At 59.8% G+C, this 22,492-nt stretch carries 18 protein-coding genes; 17 read left to right on the forward strand and 1 reads right to left on the reverse strand.

The features are described from left to right. Nucleotides 1-16: 16 nt before the first annotated feature. Nucleotides 17-1,273 (reverse strand): NADP-dependent isocitrate dehydrogenase, encoded by a 1,257-nt coding sequence (icd, locus tag ACKJSM_RS10665; protein WP_007951441.1) that lies wholly within the window; start codon nt 1,271-1,273, stop codon nt 17-19. Between the two features lie 481 nt (nt 1,274-1,754). Here icd and ACKJSM_RS10670 point away from each other — a divergent pair, with 481 nt between their 5' ends. The 17 genes from ACKJSM_RS10670 to nuoH all read left to right on the forward strand — a co-directional run bounded on the left by ACKJSM_RS10670 (nt 1,755) and on the right by nuoH (nt 22,490). After that, nucleotides 1,755-3,980 (forward strand): NADP-dependent isocitrate dehydrogenase, encoded by a 2,226-nt coding sequence (locus ACKJSM_RS10670; RefSeq protein ID WP_339487130.1) that lies wholly within the window; start codon nt 1,755-1,757, stop codon nt 3,978-3,980. 410 nt (nt 3,981-4,390) lie between these two features. Further along, nucleotides 4,391-5,056, forward strand: coding sequence for a hypothetical protein (locus ACKJSM_RS10675; RefSeq protein WP_410237399.1), 666 nt, complete (start codon nt 4,391-4,393; stop codon nt 5,054-5,056). A 78-nt stretch (nt 5,057-5,134) separates the two neighbouring features. Next, nucleotides 5,135-5,581 (forward strand): NUDIX hydrolase, encoded by a 447-nt coding sequence (locus tag ACKJSM_RS10680; protein WP_236177558.1) that lies wholly within the window; start codon nt 5,135-5,137, stop codon nt 5,579-5,581. 59 nt (nt 5,582-5,640) lie between these two features. Next, the gene (gene mnmA, locus ACKJSM_RS10685; protein WP_410237400.1) at nt 5,641-6,765 is read left to right on the forward strand and encodes a tRNA 2-thiouridine(34) synthase MnmA; all 1,125 of its coding nucleotides are present in this window, start codon (nt 5,641-5,643) and stop codon (nt 6,763-6,765) included. Then, nucleotides 6,762-7,385 (forward strand): high frequency lysogenization protein HflD, encoded by a 624-nt coding sequence (gene hflD, locus ACKJSM_RS10690; RefSeq protein ID WP_410237401.1) that lies wholly within the window; start codon nt 6,762-6,764, stop codon nt 7,383-7,385. The genes mnmA and hflD overlap by 4 nt, the downstream gene beginning before the upstream one ends. 127 nt (nt 7,386-7,512) lie before the next feature. Continuing rightward, nucleotides 7,513-8,883: an adenylosuccinate lyase gene (purB, locus tag ACKJSM_RS10695; RefSeq protein ID WP_236177555.1), complete on the forward strand. Its 1,371-nt coding sequence runs from the start codon at nt 7,513-7,515 to the stop codon at nt 8,881-8,883. Nucleotides 8,884-8,969: 86 nt separating this feature from the next. Next, nucleotides 8,970-10,145 carry a JmjC domain-containing protein gene (locus tag ACKJSM_RS10700; RefSeq protein ID WP_410237402.1) on the forward strand — a complete coding sequence of 392 codons (1,176 nt, stop codon included), beginning with the start codon at nt 8,970-8,972 and terminating at the stop codon, nt 10,143-10,145. Further along, nucleotides 10,138-10,563: a GNAT family N-acetyltransferase gene (locus tag ACKJSM_RS10705; RefSeq protein ID WP_236177553.1), complete on the forward strand. Its 426-nt coding sequence runs from the start codon at nt 10,138-10,140 to the stop codon at nt 10,561-10,563. Before ACKJSM_RS10700 ends, ACKJSM_RS10705 begins: the two co-directional genes overlap by 8 nt. A gap of 162 nt (nt 10,564-10,725) precedes the next feature. After that, on the forward strand, nt 10,726-11,478 hold the full coding sequence (locus ACKJSM_RS10710) for a secretin N-terminal domain-containing protein (RefSeq protein ID WP_236177552.1): 753 nt from the start codon (nt 10,726-10,728) through the stop codon (nt 11,476-11,478). A 476-nt stretch (nt 11,479-11,954) separates the two neighbouring features. Then, nucleotides 11,955-13,280, forward strand: a complete 1,326-nt coding sequence (aceA, locus tag ACKJSM_RS10715) for an isocitrate lyase (protein WP_039767419.1) — start codon at nt 11,955-11,957, stop codon at nt 13,278-13,280. Between the two features lie 548 nt (nt 13,281-13,828). After that, nucleotides 13,829-14,242 carry an NADH-quinone oxidoreductase subunit A gene (locus tag ACKJSM_RS10720; RefSeq protein WP_003223812.1) on the forward strand — a complete coding sequence of 138 codons (414 nt, stop codon included), beginning with the start codon at nt 13,829-13,831 and terminating at the stop codon, nt 14,240-14,242. 10 nt (nt 14,243-14,252) lie between these two features. Next, nucleotides 14,253-14,927 (forward strand): NuoB/complex I 20 kDa subunit family protein, encoded by a 675-nt coding sequence (locus tag ACKJSM_RS10725; protein ID WP_007951456.1) that lies wholly within the window; start codon nt 14,253-14,255, stop codon nt 14,925-14,927. 70 nt (nt 14,928-14,997) lie between these two features. Then, a complete protein-coding gene (gene nuoC, locus ACKJSM_RS10730) occupies nt 14,998-16,782 on the forward strand; it encodes an NADH-quinone oxidoreductase subunit C/D (RefSeq protein WP_236177551.1) in 1,785 nt (594 codons plus the stop codon). Between the two features lie 2 nt (nt 16,783-16,784). Next, nucleotides 16,785-17,282 carry an NADH-quinone oxidoreductase subunit NuoE gene (gene nuoE, locus ACKJSM_RS10735; RefSeq protein ID WP_003223804.1) on the forward strand — a complete coding sequence of 166 codons (498 nt, stop codon included), beginning with the start codon at nt 16,785-16,787 and terminating at the stop codon, nt 17,280-17,282. Beyond that, entirely contained in the window at nt 17,279-18,634 is a 1,356-nt protein-coding gene (nuoF, locus tag ACKJSM_RS10740) for an NADH-quinone oxidoreductase subunit NuoF (protein ID WP_064597744.1), read from the forward strand. The genes nuoE and nuoF overlap by 4 nt, the downstream gene beginning before the upstream one ends. Nucleotides 18,635-18,771: 137 nt before the next feature. Continuing rightward, the gene (gene nuoG, locus ACKJSM_RS10745; protein ID WP_410237403.1) at nt 18,772-21,486 is read left to right on the forward strand and encodes an NADH-quinone oxidoreductase subunit NuoG; all 2,715 of its coding nucleotides are present in this window, start codon (nt 18,772-18,774) and stop codon (nt 21,484-21,486) included. Then, nucleotides 21,483-22,490: an NADH-quinone oxidoreductase subunit NuoH gene (gene nuoH, locus ACKJSM_RS10750; RefSeq protein WP_007951460.1), complete on the forward strand. Its 1,008-nt coding sequence runs from the start codon at nt 21,483-21,485 to the stop codon at nt 22,488-22,490. The genes nuoG and nuoH overlap by 4 nt, the downstream gene beginning before the upstream one ends. Nucleotides 22,491-22,492 lie beyond the last annotated feature (2 nt).

The following is a 22,492-nucleotide window of genomic DNA, read 5'->3' on the forward strand; positions in this document are numbered from 1 at the left end:
GTTGCAACTGCCTTTCTTACATGTGCTTGATCAGCGCTTCACCGAAGCCCGAAGAAGACACCAGCGTGGCGCCTTCCATCAGACGTTCGAAGTCGTAGGTCACGGTCTTGGCCTTGATTGCGCCATTGGTGCCCTTGATGATCAGGTCGGCCGCCTCGGTCCAGCCCAGGTGGCGCAGCATCATCTCCGCCGACAGAATCACCGAGCCCGGGTTGACCTGGTCCTTGCCGGCATATTTCGGCGCGGTACCGTGGGTTGCCTCGAACATGGCCACGGTGTCGGACAGGTTGGCACCCGGCGCGATACCGATACCGCCCACTTCCGCCGCCAGGGCGTCGGACAGGTAGTCACCGTTGAGGTTGAGGGTGGCGATCACATCGTATTCGGCCGGACGCAGCAGGATCTGCTGGAGCATGGCGTCGGCGATGGCGTCCTTGACGACGACTTCGCGGCCGGTTTTCGGGTTCTTGAATTTCATCCATGGTCCGCCATCGAGCAGCTCGGCGCCGAATTCTTCCTTCGCCACCTCGTAACCCCAGTCCTTGAAGGCACCTTCGGTGAATTTCATGATGTTGCCCTTGTGCACGATGGTCAGCGACTTGCGGTCGTTGTCCACTACGTATTGCAGGGCCTTGCGCACCAGACGCTTGGTGCCTTCTTTCGAAACCGGCTTGATGCCGATGCCGCAGTCCTGATCGAAACGGATCTTGGTGACGCCCATTTCTTCTTTCAGGAACTTGATGACCTTGGTGGCCTCGGGGGAGCCGGCCTTCCATTCGATACCGGCATAAATGTCTTCGGAGTTTTCGCGGAAGATCACCATGTCGACGTCGCCGGGCTTTTTCACCGGGCTTGGCACGCCTTCGAACCACACCACCGGGCGCAGGCAGACATAGAGATCGAGCTGTTGACGCAGGGCAACGTTGAGGGAGCGGATGCCGCCACCGACCGGGGTGGTCAGCGGGCCCTTGATGGAAACCACGTAATCCTTGACCGCGTCCAGAGTTTCCTGCGGCAGCCAGGTGTCCTGGTCATAAACCTGGGTTGCTTTTTCGCCAGCATAAACCTCCATCCAGGAAATCTTGCGCTTGCCCCCGTAGGCTTTTTCTACGGCAGCATCAACCACTTTGATCATCACAGGGCTGACGTCGACGCCAATGCCGTCACCTTCGATGAAGGGAATGATCGGGTTATCAGGGACATTGAGAGAATGGTCTGCGTTGACGGTGATTTTGTCGCCGACGGCTGGAACCTGAATCTTCTTGTAACCCATGCTGAACTCCATTGTTTGGATTGAACATCTGGCTTGGTTCGAGCGTAACCCAGTTGAATCAACACGCAAACCCTCTGTTCCGGGCGCGACCCCATCTCGTTTCGTACAAGCCTGAAAGCAAAGGGAAAAGCGCCAATCTCAAGCATTCACGGCGACTCTACGCCCCACCCCGCCCTGCGACCTTTAGACCAATGGACGAGAATCGTTGCGTATGAACCATCGGCAGATTGCCAGCTACCTATGTATAATGCCGCCCGCTGACCAAAGGGTCACGACGGCTGGCCTCTCTAGCACGAGACTTTCCGCCTGATTGGTCGGGTTGTTACCGCAGTCCGACTGCTTGACGCTCTACTGATGCACCCAACATCACCGCGAAGATTCTCGACATTCGGTTCATGGATGACTTTGAACGAACGCGCTTACCCGGCGCCCCTCGAGTTTCTGCGCACGCTTTAGCAAAGAAGAGAGAGTTAATCCGAATATGCCCACCCGCTCGAAGATCATCTATACCTTCACCGACGAAGCTCCAGCCCTCGCCACCTATTCCCTGCTGCCGATCATCGAGGCTTACACCGCCTCGGCCGATATCGCCGTGGAAACCCGCGATATCTCTCTTGCAGCACGTATTCTGGCCAGCTTCCCCGAGCAACTGGGCGACAAAGCCGTAGCCGACCACCTCGCCGAACTGGGCGACCTGGCCGTTACGCCTGAAGCCAACATCATCAAGCTGCCGAACATCAGCGCCTCGGTTCCGCAGCTGCAAGCCGCGATCAAAGAACTGCAAGCCCAGGGCTACAACCTGCCGGACTACCCGGAAACCGTGACCAGCGACGCCGACAAAGACGCCAAGGCGCGCTACGACAAGGTCAAGGGCAGCGCCGTGAACCCGGTTCTGCGCGAAGGCAACTCCGACCGCCGCGCTCCACTGTCGGTCAAGAACTACGCGCGCAAGCACCCGCACAAAATGGGCGCCTGGGCCAAGGACTCCAAGTCCCACGTCGCTCACATGAGCACCGGCGATTTCTACGGCAGCGAAAAGGCTGCCCTGATCGACGCCGCTGACGCCGTGAAGATCGAGCTGATCGCCAATGACGGCACCGCTACCGTCCTGAAAGAAAAAACCACCGTTCAGGCGGGTGAGATCCTCGACTGCTCGGTGATGAGCAAAAAGGCCCTGCGCGCGTTCATCGCCGCTGAAATCGACAGCGCCAAGCAACAAGGCGTGCTGCTGTCGGTTCACCTGAAAGCCACCATGATGAAGGTCTCCGACCCGATCATGTTCGGCCAGATCGTTGCCGAGTTCTACAAGGACGCCCTGACCAAGCACGCCGACGTGCTGGCCGAGGTCGGCTTCAACCTGAACAACGGCATCGGCGACCTGTACGCTCGCATCAAATCCCTGCCGGCCGAGCAACAAGCCCAGATCGAAGCCGACATTCAAGCGGTCTACGCCGTTCGTCCGTCGCTGGCGATGGTCAACTCCGACAAAGGCATCACCAACCTGCACGTGCCGAGCGACGTCATCGTCGACGCCTCGATGCCGGCCATGATCCGTGACTCCGGCAAGATGTGGGGCACCGATGGCCAGCTGCACGACACCAAGGCTGTGATCCCGGATCGTTGCTACGCCACCATCTACCAGGCCGTGATCGAAGATTGCAAAGCCAATGGTGCTTTCGATCCGACCACCATGGGCAGCGTGCCAAACGTTGGCCTGATGGCGAAAAAGGCTGAAGAGTACGGCTCCCACGACAAGACCTTCCAGATCAAGGCCGACGGCGTGGTTCGCGTGACCGACAGCAAAGGCACCCTGCTGATGGAACAGGCTGTTGAAGCCGGCGACATCTTCCGCATGTGCCAGACCAAAGACGCGCCGATCCAGGACTGGGTCAAACTGGCCGTCAACCGCGCTCGCGCAAGCAGCACCCCGGCCATCTTCTGGCTGGACCCGATGCGCGCCCACGACGGCGTGGTGATCGAGAAGGTTCAGGCTTACCTGAAGGATCACGACACCGCTGGTCTGGACATCCAGATCATGGCGCCGGTCGACGCCATGAAGTACACCCTGCAACGCACCCGCGAAGGCAAGGACACCATTTCGGTGACCGGCAACGTACTGCGCGACTACCTGACCGACTTGTTCCCGATCATGGAACTGGGCACCAGCGCCAAGATGCTGTCGATCGTGCCGCTGATGAATGGCGGTGGCCTGTTCGAAACCGGCGCCGGCGGTTCGGCTCCGAAGCACGTGCAACAACTGGTCGAAGAGAACTTCCTGCGCTGGGATTCGCTGGGTGAATTCCTGGCCCTGGCCGCCTCTCTTGAGCACCTGGGTGTTAACTACAACAACCCGAAAGCGCTGGTGCTGTCCAAGACCCTGGATCAGGCTACTGGCCAGTTCCTCGACAACAACAAGTCGCCATCGCGCAAAGTCGGCAACATCGACAACCGCGGCAGCCACTTCTACCTGGCGATGTACTGGGCACAAGCCCTGGCCGCCCAGACTGAAGACGCCGCACTGCAATCGCAGTTCGCAACCCTGGCCAAGACCCTGACCGAGAACGAAGCGACCATCGTCGCCGAGCTCAACGCCGTTCAAGGCAAGCCAGTGGACATCGGCGGTTACTACCACGCCGACGCCGAGCTGATCAGCAAGGCCATGCGCCCAAGCGCAACCTTCAACGCGGCGATTGCTGCGCTGGTATAAGGTTGTAGCGCTGCAAACAAACCCCGGCCCTGTGCCGGGGTTTGCTTTTTTCAAAAGGCTGAAATTTTGTTTCCGGTCTTACTTACGCCGCCCCTGAGAACCGAGCCTTATTCCACATCGCCGCAATAGATGATCGCAAAAGAGCATAATCAACTGTCAAAGTTGACAGGTCACAAGACTCGAGCAAGCCACTAATCTCAGAACACACGAAATAAAACATCTGCCACCGTCACTCACATAATATTCCCGGCCAAAATCCCACCCCTATAACCAAGCAGCTATGGCCCAAGAATAAATAATGAGTGAGTCGAAATAACACCACGTATCACCGATGCAGACATCCGAGTTCCCACAAGATCTTTGAGAGAGAACGTTTTTTAGATACTTACAAGCCTCGCAAGGAGATAAGAATGAAACCGCTGAGCCTGCTCGTCAGTTTTGCATTGGCTGCGCTTACATCGTCAGCATCTGCCGACACGCTCTCATGGAATGACCCGGCAATCAGTGATGGGCCATGCACCGACCCTCCCGCCCTCCAGATCCCGCTACAATTCTTCAACACCCTGAAAGGCCTACCTCAAGGCTTCAGAGTCTATTTACCTTTTGGGAATAAGGCTTATTACCGCTGGATCCATCAGAAAATCAATGGTGGCGTGGCAGCGACAGATGAATCCCAAATTTTTGCCACCAAACCCAGAGTGACATTCCCGGACTTGCTGGCTCCACTATTCTGGGCGGTGGGAAAAGTTGATGTCTACGACCACACCCCCGTCGATAAATGGTATTACGTACAAGCCATCCCCAAAAACCTCATCGCTACTGACTTGAGTGTCAACATTGTCAATCCAAGCCCGGGATCGGCTCCTTATGGCTTTGGAGGCACAGACATTCCCTCTCGGTTTGTTTGGGCGGATCCCTACGTACTTGTCGAGTGGCACTGTTTTGCGGGCAATGTTCAAGTGGTTAATGTCATTTCATTAATACCTGCGCTTACAAGTGAACAGATTTCAAAAATCTCGGCTTTCCTGAAAAATTATGGCTTTCAATCAAAAAACTTTATGACTATGCCTTATTAAACAGAACTGCATGAATCGGTTGAGGACTACAACGCCTTGTTGTTTACTTGCGCCCCCCCCTCCGAGCAAGAGCAGTCCATGAACTGGCAACCCCACATCACCGTCGCCACCATCGTCGAGGACAACGGTCGTTTCCTGATGGTCGAGGAACACAAGGCCGGGCGTAACGTGCTCAATCAGCCGGCCGGCCATCTGGATCCGGACGAAACCCTGATCGAAGCCGCCGTGCGCGAAACCCTCGAAGAAACCGGCTGGGACGTCGAACCCACCAGCGTAATCGGCATTTATCTGTATACCGCCCCGAGCAACGGCGTGACTTACCAGCGCGTGTGCTTCAGCGCCAAAGCCGTCAAACATCACCCGGAATATCAGCTGGACGACGGCATCGTCGGCGCCAAGTGGCTGACCCGCGACGAATTATTGACCCAGCGCGACAACTGGCGCAGCGAGCTGATCATCCGCTGCATCGACGATTATCTGGCCGGCAATCGCTTCGGTCTCGAACTGATCCGCCCTTCCCTTTAGCCTTGAGGCCGTGAGCCTGATAGAATCGCGTCCTTTTTCAAGACACTCATTGAATCCCTATGCGTGATCCAGCCCCTTCTGACACATCCAAGAAGCGCGTCATTGTCGGCATGTCCGGCGGCGTGGACTCTTCCGTTTCCGCTCTCCTGCTGATCGAGCAGGGCTATGAAGTGGAAGGCCTGTTCATGAAGAACTGGGAAGAAGACGACGGAACGGAATACTGCACCGCCATGGACGACCTGGCGGATGCCCAGGCCGTTTGCGACAAGATCGGTATCAAGCTGCACACCGCCAACTTCGCCGCCGAGTACTGGGACAACGTATTCGAACACTTCCTGGCCGAATACAAGGCCGGCCGCACGCCGAATCCGGACATCCTGTGCAACCGCGAGATCAAGTTCAAGGCGTTTCTCGACTACGCCATGATGCTTGGCGCCGATCTGATTGCCACCGGCCACTACGTGCGCCGCCGCGACATTGACGGCCGCACCGAACTGCTCAAGGGCCTGGATCCGAACAAGGATCAGAGCTACTTCCTGCACGCCGTTGGGGGTGAACAGATCGCCAAGACCCTGTTCCCGGTCGGCGAGCTGGAAAAACCGCAAGTCCGTGCAATTGCCGAGAAATACGAGCTGGCGACGGCCAAAAAGAAGGATTCCACCGGAATCTGCTTCATCGGTGAGCGCCGTTTCAGCGATTTCCTCAAGCAATACCTGCCGGCGCAACCGGGCGAGATCAAGACCACCGAAGGCGAAGTCATCGGCCGTCACCACGGCCTGATGTACCACACCATCGGCCAGCGTCAGGGCCTGGGCATCGGCGGTCTGAAAGACGCCGGCGACGAGCCGTGGTACGTGCTGCGCAAGGATCTGGACACCAACGAGCTGATCGTCGGCCAGGGCAACAACCATCCGTGGCTGTTTTCCAGCGCCCTGCTCGCTTCGGAAATCTATTGGGTCAACCCGATCGATCTGAGCCAGCCACTGCGCCTGACCGCCAAGGTTCGTTATCGCCAGGGCGATCAGGCCTGCACGCTGGAAAAAACCGCGACCGGCTATCGCGCCGTGTTCGACGAGCCGCAACGCGCGGTCACGCCGGGTCAGTCGGTGGTGTTCTATGACGGTGAAATCTGCCTCGGTGGCGGCGTGATTGAAGTCGCCGAGCCGTGGAGCGACCAGGCATGAGCCCGACTCAGGAGCAATTGACCGCTCTGGGCGGCGTGTTTCTCGCCGCCGTGCTGGTGGACCGGATCGCCAGGACCGGCCAGACCAACGAAGCCGGCCTGAGCTGCATGCTCGGCAGCCTGCTGGTTCGCGACCCGAAAGACACGCTGGATGTATATGGCGGCGACGACATCAACCTGCGCGAGGGTTACCGCGCGCTGATCGGCGCCCTCGAGCGCGACCCGAGTACCTTGCAGCGCGAGCCGCTGCGCTACGCCCTGTCCATGCTCGGCCTTGAGCGGCAACTGGCCAAGCGCAACGACATGCTCGACGTCATCGGCAAACGCTTGCCGCAGATTCAGTCGCAGGTCGAGCATTTCGGCCCGGCCCACGAAAACGTGATCGCGGCCTGCGGTGCGCTGTACCAGGACACCCTGAGCACACTGCGCCAACGCATTCAGGTGCATGGCGACATGCGCAATCTGCAGCAGCCGAGCAACGCCTCGAAGATCCGCGCCCTGCTGCTCGCCGGCATTCGTTCGGCACGCCTGTGGCGCCAACTTGGCGGTCACCGCTGGCAACTGGTCGTGAGCCGGCGCAAATTGCTCAAAGAGCTGTATCCGTTGATGCGCAGCGAGTAAATCGCCACGCAATAAAAGCTTTGTAGTCTGTAACGCGTAATACGCCGGTCAGTTGGCGACGGACCGGCGGATTTTTTCATGTATGATACGCGCCCCATTTCGTTGCCCGACTGTCCGAGAACACCCCATGCAGCTCTCTTCGCTCACTGCGGTTTCCCCTGTTGACGGCCGCTACGCCGGCAAAACCCAGGCCCTGCGCCCGATTTTCAGCGAGTACGGCCTGATCCGTGCCCGCGTTCTGGTTGAAGTGCGCTGGCTCCAGCGCCTGGCCGCTCACGCCGGCATCCCGGAAGTGCCAGCCTTCTCCGCCGAAGCCAATGCCGTTCTGAACGAACTGGCCGAGAACTTCTCGCTGGAGCACGCCGAGCGCGTGAAAGAGATCGAGCGCACCACCAACCACGACGTGAAAGCGATCGAATACCTGCTCAAGGAGCAGGCGGCCAAGCTGCCGGAGCTGGCCAAGGTCAGCGAATTCATCCACTTCGCCTGCACCAGCGAGGACATCAACAACCTGTCCCACGCCCTGATGCTGCGTGAAGGCCGTGACGACGTGATGCTGCCGCTGATGCGCCAGACGGCCAACGCCATCCGCGAACTGGCCCTGCGCTTCGCCGACGTGCCGATGCTGTCGCGCACCCACGGCCAGCCGGCTTCGCCGACCACTCTGGGTAAAGAGCTGGCGAACGTGGTTTACCGTCTCGAGCGTCAGATCGCTCAGGTTGCGGCCGTTCCGCTGCTGGGCAAGATCAACGGCGCTGTCGGCAACTACAACGCTCACCTGTCGGCCTACCCGCAGATCGACTGGGAAGCCAACGCCCGCGCCTTCATCGAAGACGAACTGGGCCTGAGCTTCAACCCGTACACCACGCAGATCGAGCCGCACGACTACATCGCCGAGCTGTTCGACGCCATCGCGCGCTTCAACACCATCCTGATCGACTTCGACCGTGACATCTGGGGCTACATCTCCCTGGGTTACTTCAAGCAGCGCACCATCGCCGGCGAAATCGGTTCGTCGACCATGCCGCACAAGGTCAACCCGATCGACTTCGAAAACTCCGAAGGCAACCTGGGCATCGCCAACGCACTGTTCCAGCACCTGGCGAGCAAACTGCCAATTTCCCGCTGGCAGCGCGACCTGACCGACTCCACCGTTCTGCGCAACCTCGGCGTCGGCTTCGCCCACAGCGTGATCGCATACGAAGCGAGCCTCAAAGGCATCAGCAAGCTTGAACTGAACGCTGACAAGATTGCTGCCGATCTGGACGCTTGCTGGGAAGTCCTGGCCGAGCCGATCCAGACCGTGATGCGCCGCTACAACATCGAAAACCCGTACGAAAAGCTGAAAGAACTGACACGCGGCAAGGGCATCAGCCCTGAAGCGTTGCAGACTTTCATCGATGGTCTGGACATGCCGGCCGCAGCGAAAGCCGAGCTCAAGCAACTGACCCCGGCCAACTACATCGGCAACGCTGTAGCGCAAGCCAAACGCATCTGATCGACCGCATGACCCGCTTGAGACGCCCGGCCGCGCCGGGCGTTTTTATTCCCGTCTGAAAAATGCTTTTTTTCAATAGGTTACATATGAATCCCGATATTCCTCTTCAACTTCTGGGTGGTCTTACGGCGCGCGAATTCATGCGCGATTACTGGCAGAAAAAACCACTGCTGATCCGTCAGGCATTTCCTGATTTCGAAAGCCCGATCGACGCCGACGAACTCGCCGGCCTGGCCCTGGAAGAAGAAGTTGAATCGCGCCTGGTGATCGAGCACGGCGAGCGTCCTTGGGAACTGCGCCGCGGCCCGTTCGCCGAAGACGAATTCAGCAAGCTGACGGAGCGTGAGTGGACCCTGCTGGTGCAGGCGGTCGATCAGTTCGTGCCGGAAGTCAGCGAGTTGCTGGAGAATTTCCGCTTCCTGCCGAGCTGGCGCGTCGACGACGTGATGATCAGCTTCGCCGCCCCGGGTGGCAGCGTCGGTCCGCACTTCGACAACTACGACGTGTTCCTGCTGCAAGGCCACGGCAAGCGCAACTGGAAAATCGGCCAGATGTGCGACTCCGAAAGCCCGCTGCTGCAACACGCGGACCTGCGTATCCTCGCCGAATTCAACCAGACCGAAGAGTGGGTACTGGAACCGGGCGACATGCTATATCTGCCGCCGCGCCTGGCTCACTGCGGCGTTGCCGTTGATGACTGCATGACCTATTCGGTCGGCTTCCGCGCACCAAGCGCCGCTGAAGTGCTGACTCACTTCACCGATTTCCTCAGCCAGTTCCTGACTGACGAAGAGCGCTACACCGACGCCGATGCGAAACCGGTCAGCGATGACCCACATCAGATCCAGCACGATGCACTCGGCCGCCTGAAAGCGCTGCTCGCCGAGCACATGAGCGATGAACGTCTGCTGTTGACCTGGTTCGGCCAGTACATGACCGAACCACGTTATCCAGAGCTGGTGGTCGGCCCGGAAGAAGTCGAGGAAGAAGACCTCCTCGGCGCGCTCGAAGATGGCGCCATCCTGATCCGCAACCCGAGCGCGCGCCTGGCGTGGTCGGACGTTGATGACGATCTGCTGCTGTTCGCCAGCGGCCAGAGCCGTTACCTGCCGGGCAAGCTGCGCGAACTGCTGAAGCTGATCTGCTCCGCCGACGCCCTGCACACCGACAACCTTGGTGACTGGCTGAGCGACGAAGACGGTCGCGGCCTGCTGTGCGAACTGGTCAAACAGGGAAGCCTGGGGTTCGCCGACGATGAATAAGATTCGCGTACGTGTTGCAGACTGGCAAAAGGACAACGCCGAGATCCGCCGCATTCGCGAAACGGTGTTCATTGCCGAACAATCGGTTCCACCCGAGCTTGAGTGGGACGCCGACGACGCCACGGCGGTGCACTTCCTGGCCTTCGAAGGTGACTTTCCGATCGGCACCGCCCGCCTCTTGCCCGACGGGCATGTGGGCCGGGTTTCGGTACTGAAGGACTGGCGTGGCCTGAAGGTCGGCGATGCGCTGATGCAAGCGGTCATCGCCGAAGCGGAAGCCCGCGGGCTGCAACAGCAGAAGCTCAGCGCCCAGGTGCAGGCCACGGCGTTCTATGAGCGTCTGGGCTTCAATCTGGTCAGCGAGGAGTTTCTGGAAGCAGGGATTCCCCACGTAGACATGGTTCGTCACTCGGCTTAAGACCAAGGCACCGATCGCTCCTACGCTCTGCGGGGGAACGATCACGTAAAACGCCCCGCCATCTCACGATGCCGGGGCGTTTTGCTGTCTACGATTCAACTTGCCCCACCCCGGGCCGACAAACTGGCAATATCAAGCCTTTCGAAAGCGGAGATAACGGACATGTCCCTACGCACCCTGCTCACCACCTTGCTGCTCGGCTGCAGTTTTTCGGTGATGGCAGCCACAGAAGTCTTACCTCTCAAGTACCACACCAGCGCCGACATGCTGCCGGTGGCCCAGGACTTTATCGGTAAGGACGGCCAGGTCAGCGCCTATGGCAACCAACTGATCGTCAAGGCGGAGCCCGGCAAGATCGAAGAACTCAAGGACCTGCTTTCGCAGCTCGACACCGCGCCCAAGCGCCTGCTGATCACGGTCGACACCAACGAAAACAACGGCCGTGGCGACGAAGGTTATTCAGTCAATGGCGCGCAGACCCGGATCATCAGCCGCAGCACCGCCAGCCGTGACGGCGGCATTCAGCAGATCCAGGCCAGCGAAGGCGCACCGGCGCTGATTCAGGTCGGCCAGAGCGTGCCGATCACCAGCAGCCAGAGCGATTCGTATGGCGGTTACAGCAGCCAGACACAATATCGCAACGTCACTCAAGGGTTTTATGTCACCGCCAGCGTCACCGGCGAAACCGTTCACCTGGCAATCAGTACCAACCGTGACCGCATGAGCCAGGAACGTCCCGATGTAGTGAACGTGCAAAGCACCGACACAACTGTCACCGGACGCCTGGGTGAGTGGATCACCCTCGCCGGCGTGAATCGCCAGACCCAGGCTGACAAACAGGGCCTGGCCCGCAGCTACTCGACTCAGGGCCGGGATGACATGACGTTGCGGGTGAAAGTCGACACGCTGGACTAAAGCACCAAAAACTGACTGATTAGTCGTATTAGACGAAAGATGTAGTGCTTGAAAAAAAGCACTACAAAACGTTTGACGAGCCAAAAAAGCAAAGGCATGATGGCCTCGCTCCCGCTAATCAGAGGCCCTGGCAAGGGCCTTCGAAGCGCTGCTCGCAACCACCCCCGCGAGCCGTTTCGTGTCTGTACCGCCCACAAGGCGTGTTTGACGAGGTTGCCGACTGGAACGAAGTTGTCCCGAGGGACGGAAGCGTAATTAGGTAACCCGGCTTTACACTGTCGTTCGTATAAAGGCCCACGACGCCCGAATGCGCCCACCAGTTCGCCTTTACCTGCTCACTTCCCCTCGAGCCCATCGTTCATCCCGTCGCCTGCCCCGCCGAACCCGACCTGACCGCCTAAGCTTCTGGTCAGCGAGCGCAAGGAATTTTCCACCGCAGAACAACTTTTCATAAAGACGCGACGAGGTTTATCTCCATGGCACTGACACGCGAACAGCAAATTGCAGCCCTTGAAAAAGACTGGGCTGAAAACCCGCGCTGGAAAGGCGTGACTCGCAATTACTCCGCTGCTGACGTCGTCCGTCTGCGTGGCTCGGTTCAACCAGAGCACACCTTTGCAAAAATGGGCGCCGAAAAACTGTGGAACCTGGTCACCCAGGGTGCCAAGCCGTCCTTCCGCCCAGAGAAAGATTTCGTCAACTGCATGGGCGCCCTGACCGGCGGCCAGGCTGTGCAGCAGGTTAAAGCGGGGATCCAGGCGATCTACCTGTCGGGCTGGCAAGTTGCGGCAGACAACAACTCCGCCGAATCGATGTACCCGGACCAGTCGCTGTACCCGGTGGACTCGGTTCCAACCGTGGTCAAGCGCATCAACAACTCGTTCCGTCGTGCCGACCAGATCCAGTGGAAAGCCGGCAAGAACCCTGGCGACGAAGGCTACATCGACTACTTCGCGCCAATCGTGGCTGACGCTGAAGCCGGTTTCGGCGGCGTACTGAACGCCTACGAGTTGATGAAGAGCATGATCGAAGCAGGCGCCGCCGGCGTTCACTTCGAAGACCAACTGGCTTCCGTGAAGAAATGCGGCCACATGGGCGGCAAGGTTCTGGTTCCAACCCAGGAAGCCGTGCAGAAGCTGACCGCTGCTCGTCTGGCTGCCGACGTTGCCGGTGTACCGACCATCATTCTGGCCCGTACCGACGCCAACGCCGCCGACCTGCTGACTTCCGACTGCGACCCTTACGACCAGCCCTTCGTGACGGGTACCCGTACCCAGGAAGGCTTCTACAAGGTTCGTGCCGGCCTGGACCAGGCAATCGCCCGTGGCCTGGCTTACGCGCCGTACGCCGACCTGATCTGGTGCGAAACCGCCAAGCCGGACCTGGAAGAAGCCCGTCGTTTCGCTGAAGCGATCAAAAAGGAATACCCGGACCAGATCCTGTCGTACAACTGCTCGCCTTCCTTCAACTGGAAGAAAAACCTGGACGACGCGACCATCGCCAAGTTCCAGCGCGAACTGTCCGCCATGGGTTACAAGCACCAGTTCATCACCCTGGCCGGCATTCACAACATGTGGCACAGCATGTTCAACCTGGCGCACGACTACGCCCGCAACGACATGACTGCCTACGTGAAGCTGCAAGAGCAGGAATTCGCTGACGCCGCCAAGGGTTACACCTTCGTGGCTCACCAGCAGGAAGTGGGCACCGGCTACTTCGACGACATGACCACCGTGATCCAGGGCGGCACGTCCTCGGTGACCGCGCTGACCGGTTCGACCGAAGAAGAACAGTTCCACTGATCGACTTCGCCTGAGCGAACGGCCTTTGCGGATCGTATAGAAAGCTAACCGCATTGCCGAAAAACTGACGCCCCGACTGGTTCGGGGCGTTTTTTTTTGCCTGAGCCTTTCCGGACTCCTCAGCAATTGGCAAAGCCTGTCAGGCAAAACATTGATCCAGAGCGGTATCCGCATCGCAAAAATCGGCTAAAACGGGCGCCGCCGCTACTTGCAGTAACGCGCATATAAGACAACTTCCCAACTACCGACCCGTTAAACAGTTACGAAACCGCTGCAAACGATATCAATTATCATTTAGCGATAACTATGTTCGTTACATTTCCCACAAAACATAATTCGTGAAATCCCGGCTAATGCCCGCAACGCATGGGCTGCGGGACCTTCGAGGTGCGCTATGTCCTTATTCCAATAAATAATTTCGCTATAGGAATTTTACTTGCAGGGTGTTTAGCCATAAAATCAGCGCGATTGATTGCTGCGACATATCGTCACTGCCTTATTTCTTTATCAAGCTCAGAGACCTTTGCTCTCTGTTAAGGATTTCCAGCATGCCCGAAGCGACAGGACTCATGGCCCACAACTGGGGCTTTGCCATTTTCCTTCTGGGTGTAGTCGGCCTGTGCGCCTTCATGCTCGGCGTCTCCAGCCTCCTCGGGTCAAAAGCCTGGGGCCGCAGCAAAAACGAACCGTTCGAGTCCGGCATGCTACCTACCGGTGGCGCCCGCTTGCGGCTCTCAGCCAAATTCTATCTGGTCGCGATGCTGTTCGTGATCTTCGATATCGAAGCCCTCTTTCTCTTTGCATGGTCTGTGTCCGTCCGCGAAAGCGGCTGGACCGGATTCGTCGAAGCTCTCGTTTTCATAGCAATTCTGTTGGCAGGTCTTGTCTACCTGTTCCGAGTGGGCGCCCTTGACTGGGCTCCGGAAGCTCGTCGCAAGCGGCAGGCGAAGCTGAAACAATGAGGCTTTGGCAATGCAATACAATCTCACCAGAATCGACCCCGATGCTCCTAACGAGCAGTATCCGATCGGCCAGCGGGAAACCGTTTCCGATCCGTTAGAGGATCAAGTCCACAAAAACATTTTCATGGGCAAGCTGGAAGACGTGCTGAGTGGCGCGGTCAACTGGGGACGTAAGAACTCCCTGTGGCCGTACAACTTCGGCCTGTCGTGCTGCTACGTGGAAATGACCACTGCCTTCACGGCGCCCCACGACATCGCGCGCTTCGGCGCCGAAGTTATCCGGGCATCACCGCGTCAGGCTGACTTCATGGTTATCGCCGGGACCTGCTTCATCAAGATGGCGCCGATCATTCAGCGCCTGTACGAGCAGATGCTCGAGCCCAAGTGGGTAATCTCGATGGGTTCGTGCGCCAACTCCGGCGGCATGTACGACATCTACTCCGTGGTTCAGGGGGTGGACAAGTTCCTGCCCGTTGACGTCTACGTACCTGGCTGCCCGCCCCGTCCGGAAGCATTTCTGCAAGGCTTGATGCTGTTGCAGGAATCCATTGGCCAGGAGCGTCGCCCACTGTCCTGGGTCGTTGGCGATCAAGGCGTTTATCGCGCCGACATGCCTTCGCAGAAGGAACAGCGCCGCGAACAGCGAATCGCAGTCACCAACCTGCGCAGCCCTGACGAAGTCTGATCCAGATCTGTTTCAAAGAAACGAGAAGCTGGCTTCATTCTTTACGTTGACCGAAAGCGAAAAAATAACCATGACTACAGGCAGTGCTCTGTACATCCCGCCTTATAAGGCAGACGACCAGGATGTGGTCGTCGAACTGAACAACCGTTTTGGCGCCGAAGCGTTCACCGCTCAGCCGACCCGCACCGGCATGCCGGTGCTGTGGGTGGCCCGCGCCAAACTCGTCGAAGTCCTGACCTTCCTGCGCAACCTGCCCAAGCCGTACGTCATGCTCTATGACCTGCACGGCGTGGACGAGCGTCTGCGCACCAAGCGTCAAGGACTGCCGGGCGGTGCCGATTTCACCGTGTTCTATCACCTCATGTCGCTGGAACGTAATAGTGACGTGATGATCAAGGTCGCCTTGTCCGAGAGCGACCTCAGCTTGCCGACCGTCACCAGCATCTGGCCAAACGCCAACTGGTACGAGCGTGAAGTCTGGGACATGTACGGCATCGACTTCAAAGGTCACCCGCACCTGTCGCGCATCATGATGCCGCCGACCTGGGAAGGTCACCCGCTGCGCAAGGACTTCCCGGCGCGCGCCACCGAATTCGATCCGTTCAGCCTGAACCTGGCCAAGCAACAGCTCGAAGAAGAAGCCGCGCGCTTCCGCCCTGAAGACTGGGGCATGAAGCGTTCCGGCCCGAACGAGGACTACATGTTCCTCAACCTGGGGCCGAACCACCCTTCGGCGCACGGTGCGTTCCGCATCATCCTGCAACTGGACGGCGAAGAGATCGTCGATTGCGTTCCGGACATCGGTTACCACCACCGTGGCGCCGAGAAGATGGCCGAGCGTCAGTCCTGGCACAGCTTCATTCCGTACACCGACCGTATCGACTACCTCGGCGGCGTGATGAACAACCTGCCGTACGTGCTCTCGGTCGAGAAGCTGGCCGGCATCAAGGTGCCCGAGAAGGTCGACGTCATCCGCATCATGATGGCCGAGTTCTTCCGGATCACCAGTCACCTGCTGTTCCTGGGTACCTACATCCAGGACGTCGGCGCGATGACCCCGGTGTTCTTCACCTTCACCGACCGCCAGAAGGCGTACACGGTGATCGAAGCCATCACCGGTTTCCGTCTGCACCCGGCCTGGTACCGTATCGGCGGCGTCGCTCACGACCTGCCGCGCGGCTGGGAAAAACTGGTGAAAGACTTCGTTGAATGGCTGCCAAAGCGCCTCGACGAATACACCAAGGCCGCCCTGCAGAACAGCATCCTCAAGGGTCGTACCATCGGCGTTGCCCAGTACAACACCAAAGAGGCCCTGGAATGGGGCGTCACCGGTGCCGGCCTGCGTTCCACCGGTTGCGACTTCGACCTGCGTAAAGCGCGCCCATACTCCGGCTACGAGAACTTCGAGTTCGAAGTGCCGCTGGCCGCCAACGGCGATGCCTACGACCGCTGCATGGTTCGCGTCGAAGAGATGCGCCAGAGCGTCAAAATCATCGACCAGTGCCTGCGCAACATGCCGGAAGGCCCGTACAAGGCGGATCACCCGCTGACCACGCCGCCGCCGAAAGAGCGCACGCTGCAGCACATCGAAACCCTGATCACGCACTTCCTGCAGGTTTCGTGGGGCCCGGTCATGCCGGCCAACGAATCCTTCCAGATGATCGAAGCGACCAAGGGCATCAACAGTTATTACCTGACGAGCGACGGCGGCACCATGAGCTACCGTACCCGGATCCGTACTCCGAGCTTCGCCCACCTGCAGCAGATCCCTTCGGTGATCAAAGGCAGCATGGTCGCGGACCTGATTGCGTACCTGGGTAGTATCGATTTCGTTATGGCCGACGTGGACCGCTAAGCATGAACAGCACGCTTATCCAGACAGACCGTTTCACCCTGAGTGAAACCGAGCGCTCGGCCATCGAGCATGAGCTGCATCACTACGAAGACCCGCGCGCGGCGTCGATCGAAGCCCTGAAGATCGTCCAGAAGGAACGTGGCTGGGTGCCGGACGGCGCGCTGTACGCCATCGGCGAAATCCTCGGCATCCCGGCCAGCGATGTTGAAGGCGTGGCCACGTTCTACAGCCAGATCTTCCGTCAGCCGGTCGGCCGTCACATCATTCGCGTCTGCGACAGCATGGTCTGCTACATCGGCGGCCACGAGTCGGTCGTCAGCGAAATCCAGAACAACCTGGGTATCGGCCTGGGTCAGACCACTGCCGACGGTCGCTTCACCCTGCTGCCGGTCTGCTGCCTCGGCAATTGCGACAAGGCACCGGCGCTGATGATCGATGACGACACCTTTGGCGATGTCCAGCCTGCCGGCGTCGCCAAACTGCTCGAGGGCTACGTATGACCCTGACTTCTTTCGGTCCCGCCAACCGCATCCAGCGTTCGGCCGAGACTCACCCACTGACCTGGCGCCTGCGTGACGACGGCGAAGCCGTGTGGCTCGACGAGTACCAGGCCAAGAACGGTTACGCTGCTGCGCGCAAAGCCTTCGCCGACATGGATCAGGACGCCATCGTCCAGACCGTGAAAGACGCCGGCCTCAAGGGTCGCGGCGGTGCAGGCTTCCCCACTGGCGTGAAGTGGGGCCTGATGCCAAAGGACGAATCCATCAACATCCGCTACCTGCTGTGCAACGCGGATGAAATGGAGCCGAACACCTGGAAAGACCGCATGCTGATGGAGCAACTGCCCCATCTGCTGATCGAAGGCATGCTGATCAGCGCCCGCGCGCTGAAAACCTACCGGGGCTACATCTTCCTGCGTGGCGAGTACACCACCGCCGCCAAGCACCTGAACCGTGCCGTGGAAGAAGCCAAGGCAGCGGGCCTGCTGGGCAAGAACATCCTGGGCAGCGGCTTCGATTTCGAGCTGTTCGTCCACACCGGCGCCGGGCGTTACATCTGCGGTGAAGAAACCGCACTGATCAACTCCCTCGAAGGTCGCCGCGCCAACCCGCGCTCCAAGCCACCCTTCCCTGCCGCCGTTGGCGTGTGGGGCAAACCGACCTGCGTGAACAACGTTGAAACCCTGTGCAACGTGCCGGCGATCATTGCCGACGGCGTGGACTGGTACAAATCGTTGGCCCGCGACGGCAGCGAAGACATGGGCACCAAGCTCATGGGCTTCTCCGGCAAGGTCAAGAACCCTGGCCTGTGGGAACTGCCATTCGGCGTGACCGGTCGCGAGCTGTTCGAAGACTACGCCGGCGGCATGCGCGACGGTTACAAGCTCAAGGCCTGGCAGCCAGGTGGCGCCGGTACCGGTTTCCTGTTGCCGGAACACCTCGATGCACAAATGTACGCCGGCGGCATCGCCAAGGTGGGCACCCGTATGGGTACCGGCCTGGCCATGGCGGTGGACGACAGCGTCAACATGGTGTCCCTGCTGCGCAACATGGAGCAGTTCTTCGCCCGCGAATCCTGTGGTTTCTGCACCCCTTGCCGTGATGGCCTGCCATGGAGCGTCAAGCTGCTGATGGCCATCGAACAAGGCCGCGGCCAGCCGGGTGACATCGAGACCCTGCTGGGCCTGGTCAACTTCCTCGGCCCGGGCAAGACCTTCTGTGCTCACGCACCGGGTGCCGTGGAACCGTTGGGCAGTGCCATCAAATACTTCCGTCCAGAGTTCGAAGCCGGTATCGCGCCCGCAAGCGCCGCCGTCCCGCCTCTGGCGAAGCCGATCACAGTCGGCGCGTAAACGCTTAGAAAAGGCGAAGGGTCCGTGCCCTTCGCCTTTCGTCCGATGACGCCTTTCGGGGCTGACTGGATTCGGACGGATAACAAGATTCCATTAGCCACGCCCGCTGACACCGGGCCAACGAAGACCTTTGAACCATGGCCACTATCCACGTAGACGGCAAAGCGCTCGAAGTCGACGGGGCAGACAACCTGTTACAGGCATGTCTGTCGCTGGGCCTCGACATCCCTTATTTCTGCTGGCACCCCGCGCTTGGTAGCGTCGGGGCCTGCCGCCAGTGCGCGGTCAAGCAGTACACCGACGAGAACGACACCCGTGGTCGCATCGTCATGTCCTGCATGACCCCTGCCACCGACAACACCTGGATCTCCATCGACGATGAAGAATCCAAGGCGTTCCGCGCCAGTGTCGTCGAATGGCTGATGACCAACCACCCGCACGACTGCCCTGTGTGCGAGGAAGGCGGTCACTGCCACCTGCAAGACATGACCGTGATGACCGGCCACAACGAGCGCCGTTATCGCTTCACCAAACGCACCCACCAGAACCAGCAACTGGGCCCGTTCATTTCCCACGAGATGAACCGCTGCATCGCCTGCTACCGCTGCGTGCGTTTCTACAAGGATTACGCTGGCGGCACCGACCTCGGTGTATTCGGCGCCCACGACAACGTATACTTCGGTCGCGTTGAAGACGGCACCCTCGAAAGCGAGTTCTCCGGCAACCTCACCGAGGTCTGCCCGACCGGTGTGTTCACCGACAAGACTCACTCTGAGCGCTACAACCGCAAGTGGGACATGCAGTTCTCGCCGAGCATCTGCCATGGCTGCTCGAGCGGTTGCAACATTTCCCCGGGCGAGCGTTACGGCGAACTGCGTCGCATCGAAAACCGTTACAACGGTTCGGTGAACCAGTACTTCCTGTGCGACCGTGGCCGTTTCGGTTATGGCTACGTCAACCGCACCGACCGTCCACGTCAGCCGCTGCTGGCCGACGGCACCAGGCTTGGCCTGGATGCTGCGCTGGACAAAGCCGCCGACCTGCTGCGCGGTCGCAACATCGTCGGTATCGGTTCGCCGCGTGCCAGCCTCGAAAGCAACTACGCGTTGCGTGAACTGGTAGGCGCCGAGCACTTCTACTCCGGTATCGAAGCCTCCGAGCTGGAACGCATCCGTCTGGTCCTGCAAGTGCTGAAAGACAGCCCGTTGCCCGTGCCGAACATGCGTGACATCGAAGACCACGACGCCGTGTTCGTCCTCGGTGAAGACCTGACCCAGACCGCCGCCCGCATGGCCCTGGCCCTGCGTCAGTCGGTCAAAGGCAAGGCCGAAGACATGGCCGAAGCCATGCGCGTCCAGCCTTGGCTCGACGCGGCGGTGAAGAACATCGGTCAGCACGAACTGAACCCGCTGTTCATCGCCAGCCTGGCTGAAACCAAGCTCGACGACATCGCCGAAGAATGCGTACACGCCGCTCCCGACGACCTGGCGCGCATCGGTTTCGCCGTGGCTCACGCCCTGGACGCCAGCGCACCCGCCGTAGAAGGTCTGGACGCCGAAGCCCTGGAACTGGCCAAGCGTATCGCCGACGCCCTGATCAAAGCCAAGCGTCCGCTGATCATCGCCGGTACTTCGCTGGGTTCCAAAGCCTTGATCGAAGCCGCTGCGAACATCGCCAAGGCCCTGAAGCTGCGCGAGAAGAACGGTTCGATCAGCCTGATCGTGCCGGAAGCCAACAGCCTCGGTCTGGCCATGCTCGGTGGCGAATCGGTCGACGCTGCGCTGCAAGCAGTGATTGACGGCAAGGCCGACGCCATCGTCGTGCTGGAAAACGATCTGTACACCCGCACCGCCAAGGCCAAGGTCGATGCGGCACTGAACGCTGCGCAAGTGGTGATCGTTGCCGATCATCAGAAGACCGCCACCAGCGACCGCGCGCATCTGGTGCTGCCAGCCGCCAGCTTCGCTGAAGGCGACGGTACCCTGGTCAGCCAGGAAGGTCGCGCCCAGCGCTTCTTCCAGGTTTTCGACCCGCAATACATGGACGCGAGCATTCTGGTCCACGAAGGCTGGCGCTGGCTGCATGCCCTGCGCGCCACCCTGCTGAACCAGCCGATCGACTGGACGCAACTCGACCACGTGACCGCTGCGGTTGCTTCGAGCACCCCGCAACTGGCCCGTATCGTCGACGCCGCGCCGTCCGCCTCGTTCCGCATCAAGGGTCTGAAACTGGCCCGTGAGCCGCTGCGTTATTCCGGTCGCACCGCAATGCGCGCCGACATCAGCGTTCACGAACCACGCACCCCGCAAGACAAGGACACCGCGTTCGCCTTCTCGATGGAAGGTTACTCGGGCTCTGCCGAACCGCGTCAGCAGGTGCCGTTCGCCTGGTCACCGGGCTGGAACTCGCCGCAAGCCTGGAACAAGTTCCAGGACGAAGTCGGTGGTCACCTGCGCGCTGGCGATCCGGGCACCCGCCTGATCGAAAGCACTGGTGATTCGCTGAACTGGTTCGCCAGTGTTCCGCGCGCGTTCAACCCGGCCCAGGGCACCTGGCAAGCCGTGCCGTTCTACCACCTGTTCGGCAGCGACGAGAACTCGTCGAAAGCCGCACCGGTCCAGGAACGTATCCCGGCCGCCTACGTTGCACTGGCCAAGTCCGAAGCGGATCGCCTGGGCGTCAACGACGGCGCACTGCTGAGCCTCAACGTTGCCGGCCAGACCCTGCGTCTGCCGCTGCGCATCAATGAAGAGCTGGGCGCTGGCCTGGTTGCACTGCCGGCCGGTCTGGCAGGCATTCCGCCGGCGATTTTCGGCCAAACCGTTGATGGTCTGCAGGAGGCAGCGCAATGACCTGGTTCACCCCTGAAGTGATCGATGTGATCCTGACGGTCATCAAGGCCATCGTGATCCTGCTGGCCGTGGTGGTCGCAGGCGCGTTGCTCAGCTTTGTCGAGCGTCGCCTGCTGGGCTGGTGGCAGGACCGTTACGGTCCGAACCGCGTCGGCCCGTTCGGCATGTTCCAGATCGCCGCCGACATGCTGAAGATGTTCTTCAAGGAAGACTGGACTCCGCCGTTTGCCGACAAGGTGATCTTCACCCTGGCACCGGTGGTGGCCATGTCCGCCCTGCTGATCGCGTTCGCGATCATCCCGATCACCCCGACCTGGGGCGTGGCGGATCTGAACATCGGCCTGCTGTTCTTCTTCGCCATGGCCGGTCTGTCGGTCTACGCGGTGCTGTTCGCCGGCTGGTCCAGTAACAACAAGTTCGCCCTGCTCGGCAGCTTGCGTGCCTCGGCGCAGACCGTGTCCTACGAAGTGTTCATGGGCCTGGCCCTGATGGGCATCGTGGTGCAGGTCGGCTCGTTCAACATGCGCGACATCGTCGAGTACCAGGCGCAGAACCTGTGGTTCATCATTCCGCAGTTCTTCGGCTTCTGTACCTTCTTCATCGCTGGCGTGGCCGTGACTCACCGTCACCCGTTCGACCAGCCGGAAGCGGAACAGGAACTGGCCGACGGCTACCACATTGAATACGCCGGTATGAAATGGGGCATGTTCTTCGTCGGTGAATACATCGGCATCATCCTGATCTCGGCGTTGCTGGTCACCCTGTTCTTCGGTGGCTGGCACGGTCCGTTCGGCATCCTGCCGCAACTGTCCTTCGTCTGGTTCGCACTGAAAACCGCGTTCTTCATCATGCTGTTCATCCTGCTGCGCGCTTCCATCCCGCGTCCGCGCTATGACCAGGTGATGGATTTCAGCTGGAAATTCTGCCTGCCACTGACCCTGATCAATTTGCTGGTGACCGCTGCAATCGTGTTGTGGAACACGCCTGCAGTTGCGGTTCAGTGAGG

It is taken from the genome of Pseudomonas sp. PHC1, assembly GCF_046487845.1.
GTDB lineage: Bacteria > Pseudomonadota > Gammaproteobacteria > Pseudomonadales > Pseudomonadaceae > Aquipseudomonas > Aquipseudomonas sputi.